This is a genomic window from Flavobacterium daejeonense DSM 17708 (assembly GCF_000425425.1).
Classification (GTDB): Bacteria; Bacteroidota; Bacteroidia; order Flavobacteriales; family Flavobacteriaceae; genus Flavobacterium; species Flavobacterium daejeonense.
Genome location: NZ_AUDK01000004.1, coordinates 71480 through 89344, shown reverse-complemented (window position 1 = coordinate 89344; position 17865 = coordinate 71480). Strand labels below are relative to the sequence as shown.

Here is a 17865-nt window from a genome sequence, read left to right as displayed (position 1 = left end):
TCTTATGCTTGTTTTTTGGCTAAAGAAGCACTTAATTCCATTGAAATTGCAGTACGCTCCATTTTTAATTTTCCGGCCATTGTTTCAATCACTACTGTTGTATCGGCAAGCTCTACTACTTTTCCGTGAAGTCCGCTTTTAGTAATAATTTTATCCCCTACTTTTAATCCTGCTTCAAAAGCTTTTTCTTGTTTCATTTTCTTTTGTTGCGGTCTGATCATGAAGAAATAGATAACCACAAACATTAACAGAAACGGTGCAAACTGACTTAATTGTTCCATAATTTTTAATTCTTTTTTAATTTATTACTATTACATTAAACCGCGACCGGTTTTAAGCATTTTTTTACTGGTTTCTAATTCTTTTACCAAATTATCTAAAATTCCGTTGATAAAAATACTACTCTTTGGTGTAGAATATTCTTTGGCTAATTCTAAATATTCATTCAAAGTTACTTTTACCGGAATAGACGGAAATTTCAACAACTCGCAAATGGCCATTTTCAAAATAATGGTATCTACTTCGGCAATACGGTCACTATCCCAGTTTGGCGTTTTATCGACAAATTCTTTTGCCAGTTCTTTTTCGTTCAAAACTGTTTTGCGGAACAAATCTTTCACGAAATCTTTATCATCAATATCTTTATATAATTTTGGCACTTTAAAATTATCGTTTTCAATTGGCTTCATCGCTTTCAATTGCTTGATAATTTGCGTGTTTACCATCGGAATATCATCAATCCATGTTAACTTATCATCTTCCAAAAATTCATATAATTTCTCATTTGGGACAATAATTTCAGTAAACAAATCCACAATTAATTGTCGGTCTTCTTCAAAAGAACGCTCCGAATTGCTCATGTATTTTTGGTAATATGAACTCTCTTTGATTGCATTTAACAACAACGAAATATAATCTTCGTGCAAATGCCAGGCATTGATTTTTCTTGTTTCTAATGCAATACTTAACGAATTGTTTTCAGCAAGAATTTCAAAAATACTGTTCTTAATGAATTTTTCATTCGGGTTACGCTCAGCAGCAGTTGCCAAATGTTTTTGACTGGATAAATGCAAAAACTCTCGCTCTTTTTTGCATATTTCCAATAAGGAAGAAATCATTGTAAGGTATAAATCCTGAATGTTATCGATACTGTAAAAAAGAAATTTTTCTTCCTTTTCTAAGTTATCTGAGCCGTTTTGATGCATCGCATAAATGGTTTGCATAACTTTAACGCGAATGTGTCGTCTATTTACCACCTTATAAGAACTTTTAAAAAATTAGGCTGCAAAAATAAGTATTTCCTTTGTCAAAATAAAATTTAAATCTCTAAAAAGGGACTTCACCTAACATAAAAAATCAGAAGCTTATTTCTTAAATATTCTTTAATGAATCATAAACTCAAAAGCCTGATTGCTATTATTGCTTATATTTGTATTTCTTTTAAAATAGCACTTCCTTATAATGAAAGAATTACTTTATTTAAACAAATACTTCATCAAATATAAATACCATTTTTTGCTTGGTATTTTATTCACCATTATAGCACAGATCTTTATGTTGTTTACTCCAAAACTGATTAGCAAATCATTTTTGGCTATTGAAACTTCATTTAAAAATGAAAAAATCTTAAAATCAGTTATAAAAAATGAACTGGTTGAAAACATTTTACTAATTATAGCAACTACAATTATTGCCGGTTTTTTGACTTTCTTGATGCGTCAAACACTAATTGTGATGTCGCGACGCATAGAATTTGACCTAAAAAATGAGGTTTTTAGACAGTATGAAAATCTTTCGCAAAATTTCTACAAAAGAAACCGCACCGGAGATTTAATGAACCGTATTAGCGAAGATGTTTCAAAAGTAAGAATGTATGTTGGTCCTGCCGTCATGTACACCATCAACACCATCATTCGTTTTGCAATAGTGATTTTATTCATGTACAAAGTTTCGCCCTTACTGACTTTTTACACCCTTTTACCGCTGCCATTATTATCCTATGCTATATTTAAACTAAGTACCGAAATCAATAAACGAAGTACTACATTTCAGCAATTCCTTTCCAAAGTTTCCAGCTTTACTCAGGAAACATTTTCCGGAATAAGAGTTATCAAGGCCTACTCGCTCGAAAACCAACAGCAGGACAACATGACCGCTCTGGCTTTAGAAAGCAAAAGCAAAAGTTTGGATTTAGCCAAAGTTCAGTCTTTATTCGGGCCATTAATGCTGGCGCTTATTGGAATCAGCAACCTCGTGGTTATTTATGTTGGCGGCATGATGTACATCAACGGAACCTTAAAAAGTATCGGAACTATTGCCGAATTCATCCTTTACATCAACATGCTTACCTGGCCGGTTGCGTCATTAGGATGGGTTTCTTCAATGGTTCAGGAAGCCGAAGCTTCCCAAAAAAGACTCAATGAATTCTTAAAAACAGAGCCGGAAATCAATAATAATAATCTGGAAAAATCAATTATCGAAGGCGTTATTAATTTTGAAAATGTAAGTTTTACTTATCAGGACACTAATATAACTGCCCTGAAAAATATTTCTTTTACAGTAAAAAAAGGAGAAACTCTGGCAATTTTAGGAAAAACCGGCTCCGGAAAATCTACTATTCTTTCACTCATTTCCAGAATGTACGATGTTAACGAAGGGACGATTAAAATAGATCATAAAGAAATCAGCAGTTTGAACTTGTTCGATTTACGAAACAATATCGGAATGGTTCCTCAGGATGCCTTTTTATTTTCGGATTCCATCAAAAACAATATCAAATTTGGTAAAGAAAATGCCGAAATGGACGAAGTTATTTCAGCCGCTAAAAACGCCGTGGTTCATGACAATATTATGGGATTCAACAAACAATATGATACTATCTTAGGAGAAAGAGGCATTACGCTTTCCGGCGGACAAAAACAGCGTGTTTCCATCGCCAGAGCTATCATTAAAAACCCTCCAATTTTATTGTTTGACGACTGTTTATCAGCGGTTGATACCGAAACTGAAGAAGCTATTTTAAACAACCTAAACGCCATTTGTAAGGACAAAACAACTATTATTGTGAGTCACAGAGTATCATCTGCCAAAAATGCCGATAAAATAATCATTTTAGAAAACGGGAAAATCATTCAACAAGGTTCTCATAACCAGTTAATAAATCAGGAAGGTTATTATTCCGCTTTATATTTAAAACAACTTTCTGAAAAAGAATTACTATAAATCTTGCTTAATCCATATATTTTTATCATTTTTGGTTTCAATTAACAACCATATTATTGTACAGAACGGATTATGAGAGAAAATGACATGTTAGAAAAAGAAGAAATCTTTTCTAAAGTTTTACGTGCAGGAAGAAGAACTTATTTCTTCGATGTGAGAGCTACTAAAGCTGATGATTACTATATTACCATTACCGAAAGTAAAAAATTCACGGAAGAAGACGGTTCGTTTCATTTCAAAAAACACAAAATATATTTGTACAAAGAGGACTTCACAGCTTTTACAGAAATCCTTGGAGAAATGACTTCTTACGTTTTAAACCATAAAGGAGAAGAAGTAATTTCAGAAAGACATCAAAAAGATTTTAAAAAGGAATATGCTTCAGAAAAAGCAATAGCCGGAGAGGAAGTACCGGAAATATCAAATTTCACCGATATTGATTTTGACGATATTTAATATCCTTCAAAATATTAAAATTTAAACATTTATATTTATAAAGTCCAAAAATCATCGGTTTTTGGACTTTTTTTTATTAATTAAAATGACAACACAATGAATTTAACCACAATCAACTGGCAGGAAATCACTACCAAATACATCAACGAATACGGCGAACATATCATTCCCTGGCTGCTAACCAGTGGTATCAAAATTATTTTTATAATCGCAATCGCTTTTTTCCTGAACAAAGTTTTAAGGCGGTTTATAGAAAAAGCGGTTCGAATAGCCGTAAGACCAGACAAATACTCTTCTAAAGAAGCCGAAGAAAAAAGAGAGAACACGCTGATTCAAATTTTTACAACTACCTCTAAAATTTGTATTTTATGTATTGCTTCCTTGATTGTTTTAGAAGAATTTGGCATCGAAATTGGCCCCATCCTTGCCGCAGCCGGAATTGTAGGTTTAGCATTTGGTTTTGGAGGACAATACCTTATTCGAGATATTATTTCCGGACTTTTTATCATTCTCGAAAACCAATACCGTGTGGGTGATGTTGTCGATTTAGATTTAGCCAGCGGAAAAGTAGAACAAATCAGTTTACGAAAAACAACTTTAAGAGACATTGACGGAACGGTACACCATATCCCTCACGGAGAAATTAAAAAAGTTTCTAATCTTTCAAATGAATTTTCCCGAATAAACATCAATATTGGTGTAGGATACAGCAGCGACGTCGAAAGAGTAATTACCATCATTAACCAAATTGGAAATGACCTGGCTGCTGATCCGCAATGGAAAGATTACATCATTCAGGCACCACAATTTTTACGCATTGATGAATTTGCCGATTCTTCCATCGTTTTAAAAATTCTTGGTGAATCTTTACCGGATAAAAAATGGGACATTACCGGTGAACTTAGAAAACGAATCAAAATTACTTTTGACAAAGAAGGTGTTGAAATTCCGTTTCCGCAATTAGTCATTCATAAAGCTCCGGAAGCGGTACAATCAAAATGATTTTGTAACTTAGTACAACTCATTCAACTCTAAAAATAAGCGCTATGAAAAATCCTATTGTATCCGTAAGTTGGCTCAAAGAAAACCTTGACAATCCGGAATTAATCATTTTAGATGCGGTTTTAGACACTCCGCCACACGACTTACAAATTAGTGGCGCGCGTACTTTTGATATTAAAAATAAATTTAGTGACACTTCTATTCCTTTGCCTAACACCCTCCCCAAACCGGAAGCTTTTGCTGCCGAAGCACGAAAATTAGGCATTCACAAACACAGTAAAATTGTGGTTTATGACACGAAAGGAATTTACTCCAGTCCAAGAGCCTGGTATTTATTCAAAAGTATGGGACACGAAAATGTGTGGGTTCTTGATGGCGGATTTCCGGCCTGGGAAAAAGAAAATTTCCCTACCGAAAAAGTAGCGCCTAAATCCTTCAAAGAAGGAGATTTTGATGCTAATTTTCACCCGGAAAAATTTAAAACCAAATTTCAGATTCTAAACAACCTCACTTCAAAAGAAGCGATTGTTATTGACGCCCGTTCTTCTGACCGTTTTCATGCCGAAATCGAAGAACCCCGTGAAGGATTACGCAGCGGACATATTCCAAATGCCGTAAACCTTCCTTTTTCCAAAGTTTTAAAAGACGGTCATTTTTTACCCAAAGAAGAACTCAAACAAATATTACCACATCAGAACCAAAACCTTTATTTTTCCTGTGGTTCCGGAATTACCGCCTGCATTGATTTAATTGCTTACGAATTAATTTCCGGCAATCCAAAAGCTGTTTACGATGGTTCCTGGACCGAATGGGGTCTCGATCATAACTTGCCTGTAGAAAAATAAAACAGACTGAAAGCCATTATTTTTTTAGTCATCAACTAAAAGATTCACATAAATTAATTTGCGAGATTTTTTTAATTGATGGCTAACTTTTTTTTTGTGGATAAAAAAATTAGCTATTAACCTATTCGTAAACCGTTTTCAATTTTAAAATCGGGAGCAAGCAAAATAACATCTCCTTCTTCACCAACTGCGCCTAAAACCAAACATTCACTCATAAATTTACCAATTTGTTTCTTTGGAAAATTGACTACCGCCACAATCTGACGATTCAAAAGCTCTTCTTTAGTATATCGCTTTGTAATTTGAGCCGAAGTTTTTCTGATTCCAATAGTTGCTCCAAAATCTATGGTTAGCTGAAAAGCCGGTTTTCTGGCTTCAGGAAATTCATTAACCCCGATAATTGTCCCCACATGCATGACTACTTTTTCAAATTCGGCCCAACTTAAATTATTCTCCATATTTTTTTATAAATTTTTCAGAATACCAAAATTAGTTTTTACAATTCAAAACGTTTTCAATTTTATTAACTTTATACCTTAAAATAAAAAGAAACCAAATGGCACGAACTCCATCCAACATGCTCGCACTGGGAACTACCGCTCCTGAATTTTATTTAAAAGACACCAAATCCAATACCGAATCCTTTTCCTTTTCTGATTTAAAAGGAGAAAAAGGCTCCTTGGTATTCTTTATATGCAATCATTGTCCTTTTGTGCATCATGTAATCGAAGAAATTGTTCGTATTGCTAATGATTACCGGGTTCAGGGAATAGGAATGATTGCTATTTCCAGCAATGATGTCATCAATTATCCGCAGGATGCACCCGAATTAATGACGGAATTTGCATTTGAAAATAATTTTGAATTTCCTTATTTGTATGACGAAACTCAGGAAGTAGCCAAAGCTTATAATGCTGCCTGTACTCCTGATTTCTACCTGTTTGACAAACAGGACAAATTAGTCTATCGCGGTCAACTGGACGACAGCCGTCCCGGAAACGGAATTCCTTTAAGCGGAAGTGATTTGCGCAGTGCTATAGACGGCGTTTTATACAACAGAATCATCAATCCGGATCAAAAACCAAGTATTGGCTGTAATATTAAATGGAAATAAAAAAAACACAAAGATTAAAAATCTTTAACTAACTTTGTTTTTAGGAAAATTAGATTCTATGCCTCCTCTAATCTTTTTTACAGCACCATACCTTTTGTTTTCTTTACGGGGAAAACCAAATATTGCTGTCCTATTTTCGCATAACAAAGCCTTTATCCATTAGGCCTCCGTCTAATTCATTTTTTCTTCGGGACGGAGGATCTTTTTTTTAATTACTATTTTAATTTGATGGATTTTTTCCGTCAAACACCTCTTATTTAGTTACTTTTTTACTCTGCTGTTAACCAAATTAGCTGCAATAAATCTATTGTATCGTATTTAATACAAATAACAATAACCTTTTAAAACTTTTAATTTTATGAAACCCATTCCAACTTTAACCTTCAATGATTATACTATTCTTCGAGAATTAGTTAAAAATGCGAAAGACAGTACCAACATTCGAGAAATTGCATTACTAACACAGGAATTAGATCGTGCTATTATTAAGAAAGAAAATATTTTAGACGAAACCATTGTCCGAATTAATTCTCACGTTATTATTGAAGATGTTATAACTAACAAACAAATGAGTTTTCAAATTGTTATGCCTTCACAATCTAATATCAAAGAAAAGAAAGTATCTATTTTAGCCCCATTATGCGTGGCTGTAATTGGTTTTAAAGAAAATGATGAAGTAGAATGGCAATTACCCTCCGGAATAAAAACATTAAAAGTAATTGCTGTAAACTATTCTAAAAACAACTAAGTTTTTATTATTTTCAAACACCTCTTATTGTGAAGGTGTTTTTTTTTATGTCTCTAAAATAAAGCCATAAAAAAACCAATTTCATTTTTTAAAATGAAATTGGTTTTTTGTATCTGTATCAACTAATCACTAAAAACTGATCACTGAATATTATTTAACGTCCATTAATTCAACGTCAAAAATCAAAGTAGCATTTGGTGGAATTACTCCTCCGGCACCACGAGAACCATATCCTAAGTGAGCCGGAATTACAAAACGAGCTTTATCACCTACATGCAACAAAGCAATTCCTTCGTCCCATCCTTCAATTACATTACCTTGCCCTAATGGAAACTCAATTGGTTTTTTACGTGGGTAAGAGCTATCAAAAACTTTTCCGTCAGGCAATTGTCCTGTATAATGAACAGAAACTGTTTTACCATTTTCAGCTTTTTTACCTTCTCCTCTTTGGATAAATTGGTAACGCAATCCACTATCTGTTTTTTGAAAACCGGCAGCTAATTTTTCTAAAGCCTCTTCTGCAGCCGCTTTTTCAGCCTCTAAACGCTTTTTTCTGTTTCCTTCAAAAACTCTAAATGCTTCCACAGCATTCCATTTTTCAGCTTCTTCACCCACACGGATAATTTCCAAAGTTTCCAAAACATCACCCTGAGCAACAGCATCAACCACTTCCTGTCCTTCAACAACATGACCAAAAACAGTGTGTTTTCCGTCTAACCAGGAAGTTGGAACGTGAGTAATAAAGAATTGAGAACCATTTGTACCAGGTCCCGCATTAGCCATAGACAAAACTCCTGGTTTATCGTGTTTTAAATCTGGGTGGAATTCATCATCAAATTTATAACCAGGATCTCCGGTACCTGAACCTAATGGACACCCACCCTGGATCATAAAATCAGGAATAACTCTGTGAAAAGTTAATCCGTCATAATATTTTACTCCCTGAGGTTTTTTATTGTTTTCTAAATTACCTTCAGCTAAAGCTACAAAGTTACCTACTGTTCCCGGTGTTAAATCGTGAGTTAATTTTACTAAAACCGAACCTTTAGCGGTGTTGAATTTAGCGTATATTCCGTTTTCCATTTTTTAAAATTTTTATTGAAGTGCAAATTTACAAATTAAATCAGAGAATGAGTCAATCCATAAAACAGAAAATTTGAAGGCGAATTTATTTAATGAAAAGTAAAATCAATAATAAATATCCAAAATGATGTTAGACTTAGAATTATCAATCAACTTTTGAATTCTACTGTAATAAACTTCATTTACCATTGGACAACCTAAACTATTACAGATATAAGTATTCTGCTCTCCATAAGGCACTTTATTGTATTGATGCAAAACAATATTTCTTGAAAAAGCATTACTATTTGTTGATTCCAAACCATGTAATTTATAGGCTTTCCCAAATTCACCAAAATAACTTTTACCAATATAATATTTACCCAATGAAGTACAATACGAATTGTTTTCGTTACTAAATTCTAAATCACTAAACATTCCCGATCCGAGCCCATGTGCTACCAGCCCCTGATCGATAATCTTATCATGAATTAAATCATAAACAAAAAAGCGATTTTTACCCGACATTATTTTCATATCCAGCAAAAAAGCTATCTCATTATTAAACTTCGGATTTGATTTCAACATCGACTTAATTGCAACAATTTGTTCGGAAATTCTTTCTTCTTTAGTTACAATCTCTAATCGACTTTCATTTTGAATCTTTTTCAGAGATTTGGGATTTACTCCAAAACCACACAGTATTCCTATTGAAAATACTCCTATTAGTATATTTCTCATTAGCAGGTTCTAATTCTATCCAACACAAAATCAATATCTTAACAAAATATTTATCAGCACTTTGATAATAAATTTTGGGACACCCAAAAATATAACTTTTTTAAATCCAAAACACATCTCTAAAAACTTTAACACACTAATTTTCAAAAAATTATTTTCTAAAAAAGCTTTAATCCATATCAATCTATAAGCTCCTGAAAAAACTTTGTAACTTTGCCACTTCAAAATTTTAGAACAAAATTCATGCGCATCGATATCATTACCGTTTTACCTGAATTATTACGCAGTCCGTTTGAAGCTTCTATTATGAAAAGAGCTATCGACAAAGGACTGGTTGAAGTTCATATTCATAATTTAAGAGACTACACTACTAACAAACAAAAAAGTGTAGACGATTACCCTTATGGCGGAGGAGCAGGAATGGTAATGACAGTACAACCTATTGATGATTGTATTACACATTTAAAAAGCCAAAGAAATTACGACGAAGTTATTTACATGTCTCCTGACGGTGAAACTTTGAATCAAAAAATGGCCAACACAATGTCGATGTATGAGAATATCATCATTTTGTGCGGACATTATAAAGGTGTTGACCAAAGAGTGCGTGATCATTTTATTACCAAAGAAATTTCCATTGGAGATTACGTTTTAAGCGGAGGCGAATTAGGAGCATTAGTATTATCTGATACACTAATTCGATTGATTCCGGGTGTTTTAAGTGATGAAACCTCAGCATTAACCGATAGTTTTCAGGACAATTTATTATCCGGACCTATTTATACCCGCCCAGCAGATTACAAAGGATGGAAAGTTCCTGATGTTTTATTAAGCGGGCATTCTGCCAAGATTGACAAATGGCGGGAAGATATGGCGTATGAACATACTAAAAACAGAAGACCGGATTTGTTAGAATAAATTTCCTTTAAAAATTCCAATATTTTAAATTTCAAATTCCAATTGATTATGGAGTTAAAAAAATTGGAATTTGGAATTTGTATATTGAAAATTTTAATTACTTTTGCGCCACATTTAATTAACCTCTGGCGATACCCGTGAATGTTGGTTAGATTTTAAACCGTAATTAGCAATTAAAATGGCAAATTTAGTAGATTTTGTTAACAGCGAATTTGTAACAAAAAAAGATTTTCCTGATTTCGGAGCTGGAGATACTATCACAGTTTACTACGAAATTAAAGAGGGTGAAAAAACAAGAACTCAGTTCTTCAAAGGAGTTGTAATCCAAAGAAGAGGTACAGGAAGTACTGAAACTTTTACGATTCGTAAAATGTCAGGTTCAGTAGGTGTTGAGCGTATCTTCCCTATCAACTTACCAGCTTTGCAAAAAATTGAAATCAACAAGAAAGGTGCTGTACGTAGAGCAAGAATCTTCTACTTCAGAGAACTTACTGGTAAAAAAGCAAAAATCAAAGACAAAAGAAGATAATCACTTATCTCTTTATCATAAAAAGTCCTGTTCCGAACCTTCGGAGTCAGGACTTTTTTTTTATAAAATCACAATTCAAAAAAAAATCAGGCTAAATCCAACAGATTCACTTAAAAAAATAACATTTTAAAGCCTTGTCGTTAGTTATCCCATAATTCGCTTAATTCTATAACAAACGGGACAATATTTTGGTCTGATTTACATATATTTGCACCGCTTTATTCAAAGCAAACAATACATTTCACATTCTTCACAAGAAGAATTACGATTATAAAACAAAAAAAATGACACAAAATTCAAAGATTGTTTACACATTAACTGACGAAGCACCTTTGTTAGCTACTTATTCGTTTTTACCTATTGTTAAAGCTTTTACCGCAACTGCCGGGATCGAAATTGAAACAGAAGATATTTCTGTTGCTGCCCGTATTCTTGCTAACTTCCCGGAATCTTTAACAGAAGAACAAAGAGTAAAAGATTCTTTGACAGAATTAGGAAAATTAGCTACTGCTCCGGAAGCAAACATCATTAAATTACCAAACGTTTCTGCATCAGTTCCTCAATTAAAAGGAGCTATTGCCGAATTACAAGCACACGGATACAACGTACCTAATTACCCGGAAGATCCACAAAACGAAGCAGAAGCTGCCATCAAAGCTAAATATGCTAAAATATTAGGTTCTGCCGTAAACCCGGTTTTACGTGAAGGAAACTCTGATCGTAGAGCTCCTAAAGCAGTAAAAAATTACGCTAAAGCAAATCCTCATTCAATGGGAGCCTGGTCTGCTGATTCTAAAACAGCAGTTGCTTCTATGGAAAGCGGTGATTTCTACGGAAGCGAAAAATCACTTACTGTAGCTAACGCTACAGATGTTAAAATCGAGTTCGTTGGTCAGGACGGAACTACTAAAGTTCTTAAAGCAAGTACTCCGTTAAAAGCTGGTGAAATTATCGATAGTTCAGTAATGCACTTAAACGCTTTGAAATCTTTCGTTGCTAAAACAATCGAAGAAGCTAAAGCTCAAGGCGTTCTACTTTCTGTTCACTTAAAAGCTACTATGATGAAGGTTTCTGACCCAATCATCTTTGGAGCTATCGTTGAAGTTTACTTCAAAGACGTTTTTGAAAAATACGCTGCATTATTTGCTGAATTGGGTGTAAACACTAAAAACGGTTTAGGTGATGTTTATGCTAAAATTGCAGGAAACGCACAAGAAGCTGAAGTAAAAGCTTCTATCGATCAGGCTATCGAAAAGGGTCCGGCTTTAGCTATGGTAAATTCAGACAAAGGAATTACTAACCTTCACGTTCCTTCAGACGTAATTGTTGATGCCTCTATGCCGGCAATGATTCGCACTTCTGGTCAAATGTGGAACAAAGAAGGAAAACAACAAGATACTATCGCAATCATCCCGGACCGTTGCTACGCTGGTGTTTATACAGCTACAATTAATTTCTGTAAAAAACACGGAGCTTTTGACCCAACTACAATGGGAAGTGTTCCAAACGTAGGTTTGATGGCTCAAAAAGCAGAAGAATATGGTTCTCATGACAAAACCTTCCAAATGTCAGCTAACGGAGTTGTTCGTGTAGTTGACATTAATGGAAACGTATTAATGGAACAAGCTGTTGAAGCTAATGACATCTTCAGAATGTGTCAGGCTAAAGACGCTCCTATCCAAGACTGGGTAAAATTAGCTGTAAACAGAGCTCGTTTATCAAACACACCTGCTGTTTTTTGGTTAGACGAAAACAGAGCACACGACAGACAATTAATCGAAAAAGTAAACTTATACTTAAAAGACCACGATACAACCGGGTTAGATATTCGCATCTTAAGCCCTATCGCTGCAACTGAATTTACTTTAGAAAGAATCATCAAAGGGCAAGATACTATTTCAGTAACAGGAAACGTTTTACGTGATTACCTTACTGATTTATTCCCAATTCTTGAAGTAGGTACTTCTGCTAAAATGTTATCTATCGTTCCATTAATGAACGGAGGTGGATTGTTTGAAACTGGTGCAGGTGGATCTGCTCCTAAACACGTAGAACAATTCATCACTGAAGGTTATTTACGTTGGGATTCATTAGGCGAATTTTTGGCTTTAGGTGCTTCATTAGAACATTTAGGGCAAACATTAAACAATGAAAAAGCAATTGTTTTATCTGAAACTTTAGATCAGGCTAATGATGCTTTCTTGCAAAATGACAAATCTCCGGCTAGAAAAGTAGGTCAAATTGATAACCGTGGTTCTCACTTCTATTTAGCTTTATACTGGGCTCAGGCCTTAGCTGCACAAAATAAAGATGCAGAATTGAAAGCTATCTTTACTCCAATTGCAAAAGAACTTACTGAAAACGAAGCTAAAATTGACACTGAATTAATTGGTGCTCAGGGAAAAGCTCAGGAAATTGGCGGTTACTACCAACCAAATCCTGCTTTAGTAAGTAAAGCTATGCGTCCAAGCACAACTTTAAATACTATTTTAGATAAAATTGCTGCTTTGAAAACAGCTTAATTTTAACTCATCAATACTTTTAAAAGACAACTCGAAAGGGTTGTCTTTTTTTTGCTTTTTTAATTAGAAAATATTTTTTTTATAAATAAGCGAACATTCATTTATAATTAATACTTTTGCTCCGTTACATAAAAAAACAATGAGAACAAGAGATACGAATAAAGAAGAAATAGTCAAACTAAATGCAATCAGACTATTAGTTGAAAAAGGGATTGAAGGTTTTAGCATGAACCGACTGGCAAAAGAAAGTAAAATTTCAGTTGCAACACTTTACATCTATTATTCTGACAAAGAAGAATTAATCAAAAAAATTGGAATTGAAATAGGAAAACGTTTTTTTGATGAAATGGCAAAAGACTTCTCTCCTGCAATGTCTTTCAAAGAAGGCTTATACAAACAATGGGAAAACAGAAGCCGTCATACTCAGGAAAATCCACTTGATGTAAGTTGTTGGGAAGTTTTAACGCATTCCAGTTATGCAGAAGAAATTTTAGAAGAAAGTCTTCAGAACTTCAAAATTATTATGGGACAATTCTTTAAAAATGCTGTTGAACGTAAAGAATTAATTCCAACAATCTCGAAAGAGGTTTTTTGGAGTGTAGCCTATGGTCCTTTATACTCCTTATTGCGCTTTGAAAGAGATGGAAAGAACTTTGGAGGAGAGCCATTTAAACTTAATAAAGAAATCACTAACGAAGCTTTTGAACTGGTTTTAAAAGCACTAACACCTTAAAACTTTGGTTATGGAAAATGAAATCAACAATATTTTAATTTTCGGGACAAATATCAAAACGGAAAAGGATAAAAATAGTATAAGTCCTATTTTAGATGCACATCCGGAAATCCACCAATGGAATATTGATCTGGAAGATATCGATTCTGTTTTACGCATCGAAAGTGAAACCCTGAATGCAGAACAAATCATCAAACTAATAACAGAACAGGATTATAAATGTTCTGAACTAAGCGAATAAAAATGAAAAAAACTCCCCAGGCGATTCCTTTTACTTCCTATCAGAAGTTTGCCATATTCATTCTGGCAATAACACAGTTTACCGTAATTCTTGATTTTATGGTCATGTCACCATTGGGTGATATTTTAATGAAAAGCATGCAAATAAAACCATCCCATTTTGGATTAGTCGTTTCGGCTTACGCCTTTAGCGCCGGAATATCCGGATTATTAACAGCCGGTTTTGCGGATAAATTTGACCGAAAAAAATTGCTCCTTTTCTTTTATACCGGATTTATATTAGGAACCATTTTGTGCGGACTCGTTAATTCTTACCCTCTATTGGTTGCCGCCAGAATCATTACCGGATTATTTGGCGGTGTTATCGGATCGATTTCCATGGCTATTGTTACCGATTTATTTTCGATGCAACAACGCGGACGTGTTATGGGATTTATACAAATGGCTTTTGGAGCCAGTCAAATCTTTGGCATTCCGCTTGGACTTTATATTGCCACAGCCTGGGATTGGCACGCTCCCTTTCTATGGGTCGCAGCAATGGCTGTTGTAATTGCGGTATTAATCGCGCTCAAATTAAAACCATTAACCGAACATCTTGCGATACAAAAAGAAAATTCACCGCTACAACATCTTTTGCATACAATCAGCAAAAAAGAATACCGCATAGGATTTGCCGCAACGGCAATTCTCTCTCTTGGAGGCTTTATGCTAATGCCTTTCGGAAGTGCTTTTGCTATCAACAACTTAAAAATAACCGAAGAAGAACTTCCTTTAATTTTTATGATTGCCGGTTTATCAACACTTATCATTATGCCTGTTATTGGGAAACTAAGTGATAAAATTGATAAATTCAAGATTTTCACTGCAGCTACTATTTGGACCATTATTACGGTTGCCATTTACACCAATCTTTCTGAAACTCCTTTCTTATTAGTTGCTTTAATCAATGTGATTATGATGATGGGCGTTATGAGCCGAATGGTTCCTTCAACGGCCTTAGTAACTTCTGTTCCTGCGAAAGAAGACCGAGGCGCTTTTATGAGTATTAACTCTTCATTGCAGCAAATTTCAGGAGGAATCGCTGCCGCCTTTGCCGGAACTATTGTAGTACAAAAAGACAATTTCAGTCCGCTGGAACATTACAACACTTTAGGTTATATCATCATCGGAATTTCTTTTATTTCCATTATTCTGCTCAGTCGTGTAAACCAACATTTGAAGAAAAATCCTGAACAGGACACTAATACTGCTATTAGCATTTCAGAAGCTTAAAAAATCACTTTAAATTAACAGTTGTTCAATTGATTTTACCTTACAAATAACAGAAATTTGTACTACAAAAAACTCAAAATGATTCTAAAAAAAATAAATCTTCTTTTAACCATATTGCTGGTCAGTTTTTCTGCTTTTGCACAGCAAAAATTCACGTTGAGCGGCATCATTACTGATGGTAAAAACAATGAAACCTTGATTGGTGTTAACGTCTATTTTCCGGATTTGAAAACCGGAACCACTACCAATGAATATGGATTTTACTCCATCAGTGTGCCACAGGGAAATCATAACATTAACATCAGTTATATTGGTTACCAAAATATCGAAAAAAATGTTTCGTTAAACCAAAGCACCAAAATGAATTGGGAGCTTAAAGAAAATGGCGAAATATTGAACGAAGTAGTTATCAAAGATAATTCCGGACGCAGCAATACCCGAACGCCCGAGATGAGTGTCAACAAACTATCTATTGCTTCTATTAAAAAAATGCCCGTTGTTTTAGGAGAGGTTGATGTAATCAAATCTATTTTACTGTTACCGGGAGTTACTAATGCCGGTGAAGGAGCCTCTGGGTTTAATGTTCGCGGTGGTGGTGCAGACCAAAACCTCATTCTTTTGGACGAAGCAACGATTTATAACTCTTCACACGTTTTTGGATTTTTCTCGGTTTTTAATCCTGATGCTATCAAAGATTTAAAATTATACAAAGGCGGAATTCCGGCACGTTTTGGAGGACGGGCTTCCTCAGTTTTAGATATTTATCAAAAAGACGGAAACAGCAATGATTTTCACGTAAATGGCGGCATCGGATTGATTTCCAGCCGATTACTCGCTGAAGGTCCGATTGTAAAAGACAAAGCTTCGTTTTTAATTGGGGGCCGGGCTTCTTATGCGCATTTGTTCCTAAAACTTTCTGAAGAACAAAAAAATAACTCTGCCTATTTTTATGATTTGAATACCAAATTAAGTTACAAAATCAACGACAACAACAGTCTTTATTTATCGGGATATTTTGGACGGGATGTTTTTGCCATAGACAAAAGTTTCAGCAATACTTACGGAAACACAACGCTCAATTTACGTTGGAATCATCTTTTTTCAGATAAATTATTTTCGAATTTGTCATTGATTTACAGCGATTATTATTACGGATTGGATTTGGATTTTATAGGTTTTAACTGGGAATCGGGCATTAAAAATTACAATATCAAATATGATTTTAAAAATTATATTTCCGATAATTTCAAATTGAATTATGGTGTCAATGGAATTTATTACAATTTCAATCCCGGAACCATCGTCCCTTCTTCTGAAGATTCCGGAATAAATCCGGATCAATTAGATCAAAAATACGCTTTTGAACCGGCTGCTTATATAGAAGCCGAAAACAAAATCAGTAAAAAATTCACTGTTGCTTATGGTTTGCGATACAGTTTATTTTACCGTTTAGGAAATTCGACCATTAATTTATACGAAAATAACAATCCGGTTGTTTTCAATTCGGACTTCCGGATTTATGAAAAAGCAATTCCCATTGGAACAAAATATTATGGTAAAAACAAAACTATAAAAAGCTTCAACAACTTCGAACCACGTTTTGCTGTTTCTTACCAACTTAACGAGGACCAAGCCGTAAAAGCCAGTTACAACCGGATGGTACAGTATTTACAGTTGGTTTCCAATACCTCGTCTCCAACTCCATTGGATGTTTGGATGCCAAGTGATACCTACATCAAACCCCAAATTGCCCATCAGGTGGCTATTGGTTATTTTAAGAACATTCGCAACGGCGATTATTCGATTGAAATTGAAAGTTTTTACAAGAAAACCCAAAATCGCATGGATTATATTGATGGCGCCGATTTAATTGCCAATGAAGCCATCGAACAGGTGGTTTTAAATGGAAGAATGCGCTCTTACGGACTTGAAATGATGTTCAAAAAAAATGAAGGTCGCTTAAACGGTTGGATTTCTTATACTTTGTCAAAATCAGAACAACAAACTCCGGGCAGAACTCCCGAAGAAATCGGAATTAATTACGGAAAATGGTACAATTCCGCTTATGACAAAACCCATAATCTGGCCATTACCTCAGCTTACAAACTGAATGAAAAATGGGATTTTGGAGCTAATTTTATCCTGCAATCCGGACAGCCGGTGACTTATCCCGATGGCAAATACAATTATTTAGGAGTTGATGTACCCCATTACGGTTTGCGTAACAGAAACCGTTTGCCTCTTTATCATCATTTGGATGTTTCAGCAACACTCACGCCTGCTAAAAATAAAGATAGAAACTGGAAAGGCGAATGGGTTTTTAGCATTTACAATTTGTATAACAGACAAAATGCAGCTTCCATGAATTTTAGACAAAACTCTGATACGGCTGCTAATGAAGCTGTAAAAACATCCATTTTTGGGATTGTTCCTGCGGTGAGCTATAATTTTAAATTTTAAT

The 17865-nt window shown here is 34.5% G+C and carries 18 protein-coding genes; 13 read left to right on the top strand and 5 right to left on the bottom strand.

Going from position 1 to position 17865, the window contains the following annotated elements:
- Positions 1–2: 2 nt before the first annotated feature.
- Entirely contained in the window at positions 3–281 is a 279-nt protein-coding gene (yajC, locus tag H599_RS0105035; protein ID WP_026713126.1) for a preprotein translocase subunit YajC, read from the bottom strand.
- Positions 282–311: 30 nt separating this feature from the next.
- The gene (gene nusB, locus H599_RS0105030) at positions 312–1223 is read right to left on the bottom strand and encodes a transcription antitermination factor NusB (protein WP_026713125.1); all 912 of its coding nucleotides are present in this window, start codon (positions 1221–1223) and stop codon (positions 312–314) included.
- Positions 1224–1461: 238 nt separating this feature from the next.
- Between nusB and H599_RS0105025 the strand changes: the two genes are divergently transcribed.
- The 4 genes from H599_RS0105025 to H599_RS0105010 all read left to right on the top strand — a co-directional run bounded on the left by H599_RS0105025 (position 1462) and on the right by H599_RS0105010 (position 5525).
- A complete protein-coding gene (locus tag H599_RS0105025; RefSeq protein WP_026713124.1) occupies positions 1462–3222 on the top strand; it encodes an ABC transporter ATP-binding protein in 1761 nt (586 codons plus the stop codon).
- A gap of 72 nt (positions 3223–3294) precedes the next feature.
- Positions 3295–3678 (top strand): PUR family DNA/RNA-binding protein, encoded by a 384-nt coding sequence (locus H599_RS0105020; RefSeq protein ID WP_026713123.1) that lies wholly within the window; start codon positions 3295–3297, stop codon positions 3676–3678.
- A 96-nt stretch (positions 3679–3774) separates the two neighbouring features.
- Positions 3775–4680: a mechanosensitive ion channel family protein gene (locus tag H599_RS0105015; RefSeq protein ID WP_026713122.1), complete on the top strand. Its 906-nt coding sequence runs from the start codon at positions 3775–3777 to the stop codon at positions 4678–4680.
- Positions 4681–4724: 44 nt separating this feature from the next.
- Positions 4725–5525, top strand: coding sequence for a sulfurtransferase (locus H599_RS0105010; RefSeq protein WP_026713121.1), 801 nt, complete (start codon positions 4725–4727; stop codon positions 5523–5525).
- A gap of 116 nt (positions 5526–5641) precedes the next feature.
- On the opposite strand, the gene H599_RS0105005 is transcribed toward H599_RS0105010, so the two are convergent.
- A complete protein-coding gene (locus H599_RS0105005) occupies positions 5642–5983 on the bottom strand; it encodes a tRNA-binding protein (protein WP_026713120.1) in 342 nt (113 codons plus the stop codon).
- Positions 5984–6081: 98 nt separating this feature from the next.
- Here H599_RS0105005 and H599_RS0105000 point away from each other — a divergent pair, with 98 nt between their 5' ends.
- Entirely contained in the window at positions 6082–6639 is a 558-nt protein-coding gene (locus H599_RS0105000; RefSeq protein WP_026713119.1) for a thioredoxin family protein, read from the top strand.
- 358 nt (positions 6640–6997) lie between these two features.
- Positions 6998–7387 (top strand): GreA/GreB family elongation factor, encoded by a 390-nt coding sequence (locus H599_RS0104995; protein ID WP_026713118.1) that lies wholly within the window; start codon positions 6998–7000, stop codon positions 7385–7387.
- Between the two features lie 150 nt (positions 7388–7537).
- Here H599_RS0104995 and H599_RS0104990 read toward each other — a convergent pair whose 3' ends face one another.
- Positions 7538–8470, bottom strand: a complete 933-nt coding sequence (locus tag H599_RS0104990; RefSeq protein WP_026713117.1) for a peptidylprolyl isomerase — start codon at positions 8468–8470, stop codon at positions 7538–7540.
- Between the two features lie 105 nt (positions 8471–8575).
- Positions 8576–9190: a murein L,D-transpeptidase catalytic domain-containing protein gene (locus H599_RS0104985; RefSeq protein WP_026713116.1), complete on the bottom strand. Its 615-nt coding sequence runs from the start codon at positions 9188–9190 to the stop codon at positions 8576–8578.
- A gap of 243 nt (positions 9191–9433) precedes the next feature.
- On the opposite strand from H599_RS0104985, the gene trmD reads away from it, so the two are divergent.
- The 7 genes from trmD to H599_RS0104945 all read left to right on the top strand — a co-directional run bounded on the left by trmD (position 9434) and on the right by H599_RS0104945 (position 17864).
- Positions 9434–10108, top strand: coding sequence for a tRNA (guanosine(37)-N1)-methyltransferase TrmD (gene trmD / locus H599_RS0104975; protein ID WP_026713114.1), 675 nt, complete (start codon positions 9434–9436; stop codon positions 10106–10108).
- Between the two features lie 178 nt (positions 10109–10286).
- Complete coding sequence (gene rplS, locus H599_RS0104970) at positions 10287–10637, top strand: 50S ribosomal protein L19 (RefSeq protein ID WP_026713113.1); 351 nt, start codon at positions 10287–10289, stop codon at positions 10635–10637.
- A 284-nt stretch (positions 10638–10921) separates the two neighbouring features.
- On the top strand, positions 10922–13159 hold the full coding sequence (locus H599_RS0104965) for an NADP-dependent isocitrate dehydrogenase (RefSeq protein ID WP_026713112.1): 2238 nt from the start codon (positions 10922–10924) through the stop codon (positions 13157–13159).
- Between the two features lie 139 nt (positions 13160–13298).
- Positions 13299–13892 (top strand): TetR/AcrR family transcriptional regulator, encoded by a 594-nt coding sequence (locus H599_RS0104960; protein WP_026713111.1) that lies wholly within the window; start codon positions 13299–13301, stop codon positions 13890–13892.
- 10 nt (positions 13893–13902) lie between these two features.
- Positions 13903–14133, top strand: a complete 231-nt coding sequence (locus H599_RS0104955; protein ID WP_026713110.1) for a hypothetical protein — start codon at positions 13903–13905, stop codon at positions 14131–14133.
- Between the two features lie 2 nt (positions 14134–14135).
- Positions 14136–15404: an MFS transporter gene (locus H599_RS0104950; RefSeq protein WP_026713109.1), complete on the top strand. Its 1269-nt coding sequence runs from the start codon at positions 14136–14138 to the stop codon at positions 15402–15404.
- A 78-nt stretch (positions 15405–15482) separates the two neighbouring features.
- On the top strand, positions 15483–17864 hold the full coding sequence (locus tag H599_RS0104945) for a TonB-dependent receptor (RefSeq protein ID WP_026713108.1): 2382 nt from the start codon (positions 15483–15485) through the stop codon (positions 17862–17864).
- Position 17865 lies beyond the last annotated feature (1 nt).

What these genes read in the sequence shown, in the direction of transcription:
- yajC (WP_026713126.1), bottom strand. Translation starts at nt 281, where the DNA reads ATGGAACAATTAAGTCAGTTTGCACCGTTTCTGTTAATGTTTGTGGTT.
- nusB (WP_026713125.1), bottom strand. Translation starts at nt 1,223, where the DNA reads ATGCAAACCATTTATGCGATGCATCAAAACGGCTCAGATAACTTAGAA.
- H599_RS0105025 (WP_026713124.1), top strand. Translation starts at nt 1,462, where the DNA reads ATGAAAGAATTACTTTATTTAAACAAATACTTCATCAAATATAAATAC.
- H599_RS0105020 (WP_026713123.1), top strand. Translation starts at nt 3,295, where the DNA reads ATGAGAGAAAATGACATGTTAGAAAAAGAAGAAATCTTTTCTAAAGTT.
- H599_RS0105015 (WP_026713122.1), top strand. Translation starts at nt 3,775, where the DNA reads ATGAATTTAACCACAATCAACTGGCAGGAAATCACTACCAAATACATC.
- H599_RS0105010 (WP_026713121.1), top strand. Translation starts at nt 4,725, where the DNA reads ATGAAAAATCCTATTGTATCCGTAAGTTGGCTCAAAGAAAACCTTGAC.
- H599_RS0105005 (WP_026713120.1), bottom strand. Translation starts at nt 5,983, where the DNA reads ATGGAGAATAATTTAAGTTGGGCCGAATTTGAAAAAGTAGTCATGCAT.
- H599_RS0105000 (WP_026713119.1), top strand. Translation starts at nt 6,082, where the DNA reads ATGGCACGAACTCCATCCAACATGCTCGCACTGGGAACTACCGCTCCT.
- H599_RS0104995 (WP_026713118.1), top strand. Translation starts at nt 6,998, where the DNA reads ATGAAACCCATTCCAACTTTAACCTTCAATGATTATACTATTCTTCGA.
- H599_RS0104990 (WP_026713117.1), bottom strand. Translation starts at nt 8,470, where the DNA reads ATGGAAAACGGAATATACGCTAAATTCAACACCGCTAAAGGTTCGGTT.
- H599_RS0104985 (WP_026713116.1), bottom strand. Translation starts at nt 9,190, where the DNA reads ATGAGAAATATACTAATAGGAGTATTTTCAATAGGAATACTGTGTGGT.
- trmD (WP_026713114.1), top strand. Translation starts at nt 9,434, where the DNA reads ATGCGCATCGATATCATTACCGTTTTACCTGAATTATTACGCAGTCCG.
- rplS (WP_026713113.1), top strand. Translation starts at nt 10,287, where the DNA reads ATGGCAAATTTAGTAGATTTTGTTAACAGCGAATTTGTAACAAAAAAA.
- H599_RS0104965 (WP_026713112.1), top strand. Translation starts at nt 10,922, where the DNA reads ATGACACAAAATTCAAAGATTGTTTACACATTAACTGACGAAGCACCT.
- H599_RS0104960 (WP_026713111.1), top strand. Translation starts at nt 13,299, where the DNA reads ATGAGAACAAGAGATACGAATAAAGAAGAAATAGTCAAACTAAATGCA.
- H599_RS0104955 (WP_026713110.1), top strand. Translation starts at nt 13,903, where the DNA reads ATGGAAAATGAAATCAACAATATTTTAATTTTCGGGACAAATATCAAA.
- H599_RS0104950 (WP_026713109.1), top strand. Translation starts at nt 14,136, where the DNA reads ATGAAAAAAACTCCCCAGGCGATTCCTTTTACTTCCTATCAGAAGTTT.
- H599_RS0104945 (WP_026713108.1), top strand. Translation starts at nt 15,483, where the DNA reads ATGATTCTAAAAAAAATAAATCTTCTTTTAACCATATTGCTGGTCAGT.